The 8,928-nt window shown below is 60.8% G+C and carries 6 protein-coding genes, 2 tRNA genes and 1 rRNA gene; 3 read left to right on the forward strand and 6 right to left on the reverse strand.

Translation table 11 applies throughout. The annotated features are described in order from the left end of the window. Positions 1–231 precede the first annotated feature (231 nt). From NWI01_RS04895 to NWI01_RS04905, 3 genes are all read right to left on the reverse strand, one after another. Positions 232–307: transfer RNA gene (locus NWI01_RS04895), tRNA-Ala, on the reverse strand. A 32-nt stretch (positions 308–339) separates the two neighbouring features. Continuing rightward, positions 340–416 (reverse strand) — tRNA-Ile (locus NWI01_RS04900). A 207-nt stretch (positions 417–623) separates the two neighbouring features. After that, a 16S ribosomal RNA gene (locus tag NWI01_RS04905) occupies positions 624–2,112 on the reverse strand. Positions 2,113–2,831: 719 nt separating this feature from the next. On the opposite strand from NWI01_RS04905, the gene NWI01_RS04910 reads away from it, so the two are divergent. Both NWI01_RS04910 and NWI01_RS04915 read left to right on the forward strand, forming a co-directional pair. Then, complete coding sequence (locus tag NWI01_RS04910; protein WP_141382812.1) at positions 2,832–4,877, forward strand: M23 family metallopeptidase; 2,046 nt, start codon at positions 2,832–2,834, stop codon at positions 4,875–4,877. A gap of 256 nt (positions 4,878–5,133) precedes the next feature. Continuing rightward, positions 5,134–6,420, forward strand: a complete 1,287-nt coding sequence (locus NWI01_RS04915) for a glycerate kinase type-2 family protein (protein WP_141382813.1) — start codon at positions 5,134–5,136, stop codon at positions 6,418–6,420. 34 nt (positions 6,421–6,454) lie between these two features. Here the strand turns inward: NWI01_RS04915 and NWI01_RS04920 are convergent, their stop codons facing one another. Continuing rightward, the gene (locus tag NWI01_RS04920) at positions 6,455–7,024 is read right to left on the reverse strand and encodes a MarR family winged helix-turn-helix transcriptional regulator (protein ID WP_141382814.1); all 570 of its coding nucleotides are present in this window, start codon (positions 7,022–7,024) and stop codon (positions 6,455–6,457) included. An 89-nt stretch (positions 7,025–7,113) separates the two neighbouring features. Between NWI01_RS04920 and NWI01_RS04925 the strand changes: the two genes are divergently transcribed. After that, the gene (locus tag NWI01_RS04925; protein WP_141382815.1) at positions 7,114–7,845 is read left to right on the forward strand and encodes a hypothetical protein; all 732 of its coding nucleotides are present in this window, start codon (positions 7,114–7,116) and stop codon (positions 7,843–7,845) included. A 17-nt stretch (positions 7,846–7,862) separates the two neighbouring features. Here the strand turns inward: NWI01_RS04925 and NWI01_RS04930 are convergent, their stop codons facing one another. After that, positions 7,863–8,258: a hypothetical protein gene (locus NWI01_RS04930; protein WP_141382816.1), complete on the reverse strand. Its 396-nt coding sequence runs from the start codon at positions 8,256–8,258 to the stop codon at positions 7,863–7,865. Between the two features lie 178 nt (positions 8,259–8,436). Then, a complete protein-coding gene (locus NWI01_RS04935; RefSeq protein ID WP_141382817.1) occupies positions 8,437–8,847 on the reverse strand; it encodes a DUF3307 domain-containing protein in 411 nt (136 codons plus the stop codon). Positions 8,848–8,928: the final 81 nt, after the last annotated feature.

Consider the following 8,928-nt stretch of genomic DNA (forward strand, 5'->3'; position numbering starts at 1 on the left):
ACATCTCGCAACTTGCGTCACGACCTGAACGGGCGCCGAAATGACCTGGAGATAGTGAATGGATGCTCACCACGCACATGGCATGGCATGCGATCCAAACTCGGATCGATCTCCTCTTTACGATGTCAGAAATCCCGCACACCTCATCTGTAATAAATGAGGCTGCGAAGCGTTGTTCTCGCGGACGAAATTAACCAAACAACATCGATCAAGCCCATCAATCAAACCATCTGGTGGAGCCAGACGGGATCGAACCGACGACCTCATGCTTGCAAAGCACGCGCTCTCCCAGCTGAGCTATGGCCCCTTACCAGAAGACGAATGCTGCGCTTGATTGAATGGTGGGCCTGGGAAGACTTGAACTTCCGACCTCACGCTTATCAAGCGCGCGCTCTAACCAACTGAGCTACAAGCCCCTAACGACGAGGGACAGCGCGCTCCACCGGCTTAACCGGATCATGAGCACAAGCGCCGCCCCTGGCGCGTGTTCGTCCGCGAAGAAAGAGAAACGAAGACGGCGAAATCCCGCCAATGCAGCTCAACGATCCTGACGATCATTGGCCACTGATGTTTCCAAGAGACCCGATAGAAGAGCGTGAACGCTTCTGAAGAGTCATCCTTAGAAAGGAGGTGATCCAGCCGCAGGTTCCCCTACGGCTACCTTGTTACGACTTCACCCCAGTCGCTGACCCTACCGTGGTCGGCTGCCTCCCTTGCGGGTTAGCGCACCGCCTTCAGGTAAAACCAACTCCCATGGTGTGACGGGCGGTGTGTACAAGGCCCGGGAACGTATTCACCGTGGCATGCTGATCCACGATTACTAGCGATTCCAACTTCATGGGCTCGGGTTGCAGAGCCCAATCCGAACTGAGACGGTTTTTTGAGATTTGCTAGGGGTCGCCCCTTTGCTTCCCATTGTCACCGCCATTGTAGCACGTGTGTAGCCCAGCCCGTAAGGGCCATGAGGACTTGACGTCATCCCCACCTTCCTCGCGGCTTATCACCGGCAGTCTCCTTAGAGTGCTCAACTAAATGGTAGCAACTAAGGACGGGGGTTGCGCTCGTTGCGGGACTTAACCCAACATCTCACGACACGAGCTGACGACAGCCATGCAGCACCTGTGCTCCATGCTCCGAAGAGAAGGTCACATCTCTGCGACCGGTCATGGACATGTCAAGGGCTGGTAAGGTTCTGCGCGTTGCGTCGAATTAAACCACATGCTCCACCGCTTGTGCGGGCCCCCGTCAATTCCTTTGAGTTTTAATCTTGCGACCGTACTCCCCAGGCGGAATGCTTAAAGCGTTAGCTGCGCCACTAGTGAGTAAACCCACTAACGGCTGGCATTCATCGTTTACGGCGTGGACTACCAGGGTATCTAATCCTGTTTGCTCCCCACGCTTTCGTGCCTCAGCGTCAGTATCGGGCCAGTGAGCCGCCTTCGCCACTGGTGTTCTTGCGAATATCTACGAATTTCACCTCTACACTCGCAGTTCCACTCACCTCTCCCGAACTCAAGATCCTCAGTATCAAAGGCAGTTCTGGAGTTGAGCTCCAGGATTTCACCCCTGACTTAAAGACCCGCCTACGCACCCTTTACGCCCAGTAATTCCGAGCAACGCTAGCCCCCTTCGTATTACCGCGGCTGCTGGCACGAAGTTAGCCGGGGCTTATTCTTGCGGTACCGTCATTATCTTCCCGCACAAAAGAGCTTTACAACCCTAGGGCCTTCATCACTCACGCGGCATGGCTGGATCAGGCTTGCGCCCATTGTCCAATATTCCCCACTGCTGCCTCCCGTAGGAGTTTGGGCCGTGTCTCAGTCCCAATGTGGCTGATCATCCTCTCAGACCAGCTACTGATCGTCGCCTTGGTGAGCCGTTACCTCACCAACAAGCTAATCAGACGCGGGCCGATCTTTCGGCGATAAATCTTTCCCCGTAAGGGCTTATCCGGTATTAGCCCAAGTTTCCCTGGGTTGTTCCGAACCAAAAGGTACGTTCCCACGCGTTACTCACCCGTCTGCCACTGACGTATTGCTACGCCCGTTCGACTTGCATGTGTTAAGCCTGCCGCCAGCGTTCGCTCTGAGCCAGGATCAAACTCTCAAGTTGGACTTGAAACCTTGAACCGGCTGATCACAACGTTTGACGAGGTCCCACCATTGTTGGCCCAAGTTCTTCCGAACCAGAACTCAACCTGCCGCCTGCGATTCACATCGCGGGCAACGATGGTGTAACCTTTAAACGTGTACCGCCGAAGTCTTTCGTCCGATCTCGATCCACCAAAGCCGAAGCTTTAGCGGGCGAGACCCGCAAGGACTCCGCCGTCCACGTTTCTCTTTCTTCATCTTTACTTGTCAAACAGCCCGGGATCCGAAGAGCCCATACTTCCACTTCTGGAAGCCGGTGAAGCACTTTCACAGACGACAAATAACAACCGATGGCTATCGGCTGTTGATTCGCTCAACCTAGTGAGGAGCTTCACCGAAGCGACGGTGTGCTTTGGCAAAGTCCAAAGCGGCGCCGCGTTCAGTGGGCGGTTTATAGTCTCACTCCCCGGCGCTTGTCAACGCCAATCGTCAACAAATTGTAGCATTGGGGCAAAACGATTTCGCAACGCGAAAAAGCCCTGCGAAATGCCGTACTTGAGCCACATTCCTGCGACGTTCTCAGGGATAGGTAAGTCTTGAATAGCCGATTGCCAGGGGCATCAGACACTCGGCTAAGTCCAGGAACTAGGTAGCTTCAGAAAGCGGCGGTCTGTCCACGATCGCATCGCCGTGTCCAAGCGACCGCAACGTGACGGTTGCAGGATTTGGGGGACGACGGATTTGAGTACGGCACGCGCTGGACATAAAGGACGCGAAACGGGCCTCATTGACCTCGGTCATGAACCACCGCTTTCGGCGGACGGATCCGAAGCTGCCGTCATCGATCGCCGCCGCGTCTCCGTGCAGTGGTTCAGCGGCACCATCCTGACGGGCCTGTGCGGCGCAGCTCTCATCGGCGGCGCCGTTTTTGCGTCGCTCGACGGTGAGACCACGTTTGCGCAGGTGGCCGAGCGTGTCGAAGGCGGGCTTCGCGGCTCGTTCGGAAGCGGTGATCATCAGGCCAGCCTCCACAAGGGTGACCGTCTGCCACCGCCGAGCGAGGCGACCGCTGCAAGGCAGGTCATCCGCGTCTCGACTGTGACCCGTGCCGGCAATCGCGATGTGATGCGGGTCCGGCCCTTCGTTCGGGTGTCAGGCAACCTGTCGATGGCGACCGGTGATCTCAGCGCACGCGTGCCGCCATTCAACGCGCAGCGCCTGCTGGCGGATGTCGGCAGCCCCACCCGCACCACTTCGGAAGACGCAAGCGCCGCGGCGGCGGCCGAACCAGACGCCGAAGTTTCCTTCGTGACCCGTGATCTCGCCTCGTTCCTGCCGAAGGCGAAGATCGCGGCAATCCTCCCGATCGATGAAGTTTTGATGCGGGTGCGCGACGCCTCGAACTGGCGCGGCAACAGCGGTGTCCGGTATACGATGGCCGAAGCGGCGGCGGACGCGCCTGGCGCGACGTCGAGCATCAAAATGGCCTACGCCGCCGAAGGCGGCGTGGACCCTTATGCCGGATTCGAGGCCCGCATCGTCCCGGAAAACGTAACGCTGCTCCCGAAAACCAGCGAACAACTCACCGGCGGCAATCCAATAGGCGAGCGGGTGCATCTGGTCAGGAGAGGCGACACGATCGTCTCGGTATTGCGGGACCAGGGCGCGACGCCGGAAGAAGCACGCGCGATCGCGACCACGCTCGGACCTCGCGGCCGCGACGGCGGACTTCGGGAAGGCCAGAAGTTGCGCATCATGATGGCGCCCGCAACCTCCGACCAGCGACTGCTGCCCTACCGCGTGATCGTGGCGAGTGATTCTCTCATCGAGGCTGTCGCCGCGCTGTCGGATCTCGGCAACTATGTCGCCGTCGACGTCGCCAGCATGAATTCGGTCGCCGATGTCGCCGACAGCAGCGACAACGACGATGGCAGCGGAGCCCGGCTTTATCAAAGCATCTACGAGACCGCGTTGCGGGACAAAGTCCCGCCTGCGGTCATCGAGGACATGATCCGCATTTACTCCTACGACATCGATTTCCAGCGCAAAGTCCAGCCGGGCGATTCATTCGACGTCTTCTATGCCGGAGACGATGAAGGAACGCCGACGACCGAAAAGAACGAAGTGCTTTATGCCTCGCTCACCGTGGGCGGCGAGACCAAGAAATACTTTCGCTTCCAGACCCCCGACGACGCGATGGTCGATTATTATGACGAATCCGGCAAGAGCGCGAAGAAGTTCCTGGTCCGCAAGCCGGTCGCCAGCGCGATGATGCGATCAGGCTTCGGCGTTCGGCGGCATCCGATCCTCGGTTACGTGAAAATGCACACCGGCGTCGATTGGGCGGCATCTTACGGCACGCCGATTTTCGCCACAGGCAACGGTGTTGTCGAAAAAGCGGCATGGGAAGGCGGCTACGGCAAGTACGTCCGTATCAAGCACAACAACGGCTATGAAACCGCCTACGGCCACATGTCGGCCTTCGCCAAGGGAATGGAGCCGGGCAAGCGGGTCCGGCAAGGGCAGGTGATCGGCTTTGTCGGTTCGACCGGCCGCTCGACCGGAGCGCATGTGCACTACGAAATTCTCGTCAACGGCCGGTTCGTCGATCCGATGCGCGTCAGGCTTCCGCGGGGACGATCACTGGACGGCACCATCCTGGCCAGCTTCGAGAAGGAACGCGAACGGCTCGACGCGATGATGAACAGCCGCAGCACGGTCGCCAGGGTTTCCGATGCGGCAGGCTCACCCGCCCTGCCGTTGCCTCGGCAGATCTCCAACCGCTAGAACGTGATCCGGACCTGAAGGGCCGCGCCAGCGAAAAGTGGAAACGGTTCTCGGAAAAGATCATGCTCAAACAAAAAGATAAGCGACGGGTCTGATTCAAAGTAGTTGGATCGGATCCAACGCAGTTGGAACAGACTCCAGCAAAACACGCCTGACAGTTCGTCGGAAGAATTGGAGACAGGCAAATCTGTCGGCGCGGGGGAAATCCGGAGCTTCGATCAGTGTGCGCTCCGGCAGGGATCATCGGGATCCGAGCATGACCGACCACCGCAAGCTGCTGCGGGCCATCTTCGATACGGCCGTCGCCGCCGCGCATCCCGACAACATCCTGGCGGCGCATCTGCCGCCGCTGCCTGAGGGGCGCGTCATCTGCCTCGCCGCCGGCAAAGCCGCCGCCGCGATGGCCGCGGCAGTGGAACGACACTATCTCGACGACGCCGGTCTCGATCCCGCCCGGCTTGCCGGTCTCGCCGCCACCCGCTACGGCCACCTGGTGCCGACGCGTCGAATCAAGGTGATCGAGGCCGGCCATCCCGTGCCGGATGAAGCGGGCTTGCACGCCGCAGCCGCCAGCCTGACCCTCGCGAGCGCCGCGACAGCCGACGATCTGCTGCTGGTGTTGCTTTCGGGCGGCGGTTCGGCGAACTGGATTGCGCCGGTTGACGGCATATCGATCGCGCAGAAGCAGCGGGTCAACCAGGCCCTGCTCCGCTCCGGCGCTCCGATCGGCGACATCAACACGGTGCGCAAGCACCTGTCGCGGATCAAGGGCGGCCGGCTCGCGCGAGCTGCCAGCCGCGCCGAGATCGTCACCCTGGCAATATCGGACGTGCCGCGCGATGAGCCGACCGTCATCGCCTCGGGACCTACCGTGCCCGACCCGACCACGCTGGCCGACGCCCGCGCATTGCTCACACAATACAGGATCGCATGTGACGATGCGGTTAGCCGCGCGCTCGACGATCCCGCCAACGAAAGCTGCAAGCCCGGCGACGCCGCCTTTGCTCGCGCCCGCTTCGAGATTATCGCACGGCCAAGGACCTCGCTCGACGCCGCCGCCAGCCTCGCGCGCGAGGCGGGCTTTGAGGTGCTCGACCTCGGCGCGAATCTCGAAGGAGAGGCGCGCGACGTTGCAGTCGAGCACGCGAAACTCGCGCTAGAGGCGCGCGCCGACGGCCGCAAGCTCGCTATCCTTTCAGGCGGCGAACTCACCGTAACGGTTCGCGGCAACGGGCGCGGCGGGCCCAATCAGGAATATGCGCTGTCGCTTGCGTCACAACTCAAGGATGCAGCCGGCGTCTCCGTGCTGGCGGCTGATACCGATGGCGCCGACGGCGGAGCGGGCGATGCTTCCGATCCCGCCGGCGCGGTGATCGACACCAGCACATTCAGGACGATGCGTGCGCTCAAGCTCGATCCCCTCACCTATCTCGCCGACAACGACGCCACGGCTTTTTTCGCCGCCACCGGGGATCTGCTGCTGACCGGCCCGACGCTCACCAACGTCAATGACCTCCGGGTCATCCTGGTGGATCCCGCCTGATTGGCGCGCTGTTGCTGCGGCGATAGGCGTTTCTTCACGCGGCTTCATGCTCCTGACAGATCGCTCCACTATCGGAATCGGAGAGCGATTCACCGAGCGCGTTGCAATGATGCGGCGAAGCGGTGCCGGGTTTGGCGTTGTGACGGAAATGCCTGCATGTGCGGCACACTCCGAAGGCGCGTCCGCCATTTCGCGCGATCGTTGACGACAGGATGTCCTGCAAGGTCGCCAGCAACTCCCCGGCTTCGCCACTCGTTGCGACCGCGATGTCGTCCGCCAGCCGCCGCAGCGGATCGTCTCTCAATACAGCCTCGCCGCGCGGGGTCAGCGCTAGTTCAACTGAACGGCCGTCGCGGCGGCTGGACTGCCGCGACGCCAACCCCTTCTGCTCCAAGGCAATCAGGGTTTGGGAAATGGTTCCGCGAGTCGAGCCGGCATAGCCGGCCAGCGCCGCCGGCGTGCGCGAAAACCGGTTGGCGCGCGACAGATAGCGCAACGCCTCCCACTGCGCGGGATTGAGCCCTTCGACGTTGACGCCGCTGCGCGCCAGCCGGTCCAGGCGGCTGATCAGATACGCCGCCTCTAGAGCCGTTCGTGAAAACATAGTAGCGACTCGCTATTTTTATTGACGAAGCTCCGATCATCCTTCATCCATATAGTATCGACTCGATATTAACAACAAGGAGCCTACGGATGTCTAATTTCTCCACCAACATGGCCATTATCCTGCTGCAAGGCGCGCTGGCGACCTCCGCTCTCGCCCATGACATCCGCGCCAAGCCCGACACGGCCGTGCCGCCGGCGTTCGACGTCACCAGCGCCTCCGCCTCGACGGACGGACGGCTTGCCACCTTCGCCATGGAAGTCAGCGGCGACGCCGGCTCGCTGAAGCCGCAAAAGGTCGGCAAGCTCGCGGGCGCCAAGGTGGACGCCTACGTCTGGCCGACCAAGCTCGATCCCGCGACGGTCGGCTTTGCCAAAGGCTCCGGCATCCTCGCGCTCGCCATCACCGCGCACCCGGATTTCGACGACACGCCGCTGTTTGACGAAAATGGCGACGGCGACCCGACCAACGATGGCGCCGACTGGCATTCGCACTGGGTGGTGCTGGCCAGCGACAAGGCCTGCGCTGGCGGCCTCAAGGTGCTCGACATCTCGCCGGGACAGGACCTGTTGCCAGCGACCGCGCCCGGCCTGCCGCTCGCCCTGGACAGCCCCGGCATGAGTCCCATCCTCAAAGGCAAGACGGTGCGCATCACCGTGCCGGTGAAAGGCGCGGAAAATGTCAATTTCGATGCCGTCGCCGCACATCTGCAGGTCAATGAAACCGGCAAGGCGCCGCTTCTGTGCGTTACCGGCACCTACAAGGTGGCTTCCGGCAATCTCACGCTGCCGGGCGTCATCACCAAAGAGAAGAAGAAGTAGGCTGCCGGCGGCCCGCGCTACGCCGAAACCAGCGCAGCCTCCTCGTCGTCGACCTGATCGTCGAGCGGCACATACGTGCTGAGCGGCCTGGTTGATAACGTGATCGGCTTGCGCTGGCCGTGCAGCGACCGAACATGAGGTTGCCGGGCGTTGCGCGACAGCGCGAACAGCGTGGAACCAACGCGGCCCCCGAGCACGATCAGATCGCGCTCCGTGCAGCTTGAAGCGACCGCCAGAGCCAGTGAGTGCAAATGGCTCCGGCGGTAGCAGAACAGCGCCAGCATCGCTCGTACATCCGGAGTGACGCTGGCAATCAGCTGAGGCAATCCATGCTCGCTGGCGCGATACATGGCGCCCAACAGATCATCCTTGATCGGGCATATGTCGTTCTCGAAAGCGTCGGAGCTAGACATGCGCAACTCTCCTCACCTCATGAGGATGCAATGTAATTCCCTAACGAGCAGTTAACCACGCCCACAAAGTCGAACCGGGCGGACTTGCATTCCGGTTCCGAATCAAGCCGCGGATCATCCGCCGATTCGCGGGTGCCGCCGTAAGCTCCACCTGTTTGCCGTATGACGTATCATCAGCTCACGCGTTGAACGCCATGACGATCGCAAGGCCAAATCCGGTGAGATGATGCAATGTCTGATCGACGCCTATCAGCGTCCAGAACCATGGGTGCTGATGGTCCTGCGTCACGTTGAAGGCGGAGACGCAGATACCTTTGGCGCGATCCACGACGAGATGAATCGCGAAATCGATAAAGGCGATGAACCAGAAGCGCGGCGCGATAAGGAGAATCAGCACCAGCGCCAGCGCCAGATGCACGAGACAGTGCGAGAGCAGCGGCAAGGCCCAGCCGGTCCTTTGATCCTTGCCGACTGCCATCCAGGAGTTCTGCAACACAAAATCGGCCAGCACATGCTTGACGGTCAGCACGACCATCCAGCCAACCAGCGGACCCACTGCGATCGACGACGATAACGAAGGAAGTAGCACGCGGACGCCCTTGCTCTAGAGCATGATCCCGAAAAGTGGAAACCGGTTTTCGGAAAAGATCATGCTCAAACAATCTAGAGC

The organism is Nitrobacter winogradskyi (assembly GCF_006539545.1).
Lineage (GTDB): Bacteria > Pseudomonadota > Alphaproteobacteria > Rhizobiales > Xanthobacteraceae > Nitrobacter > Nitrobacter winogradskyi_A.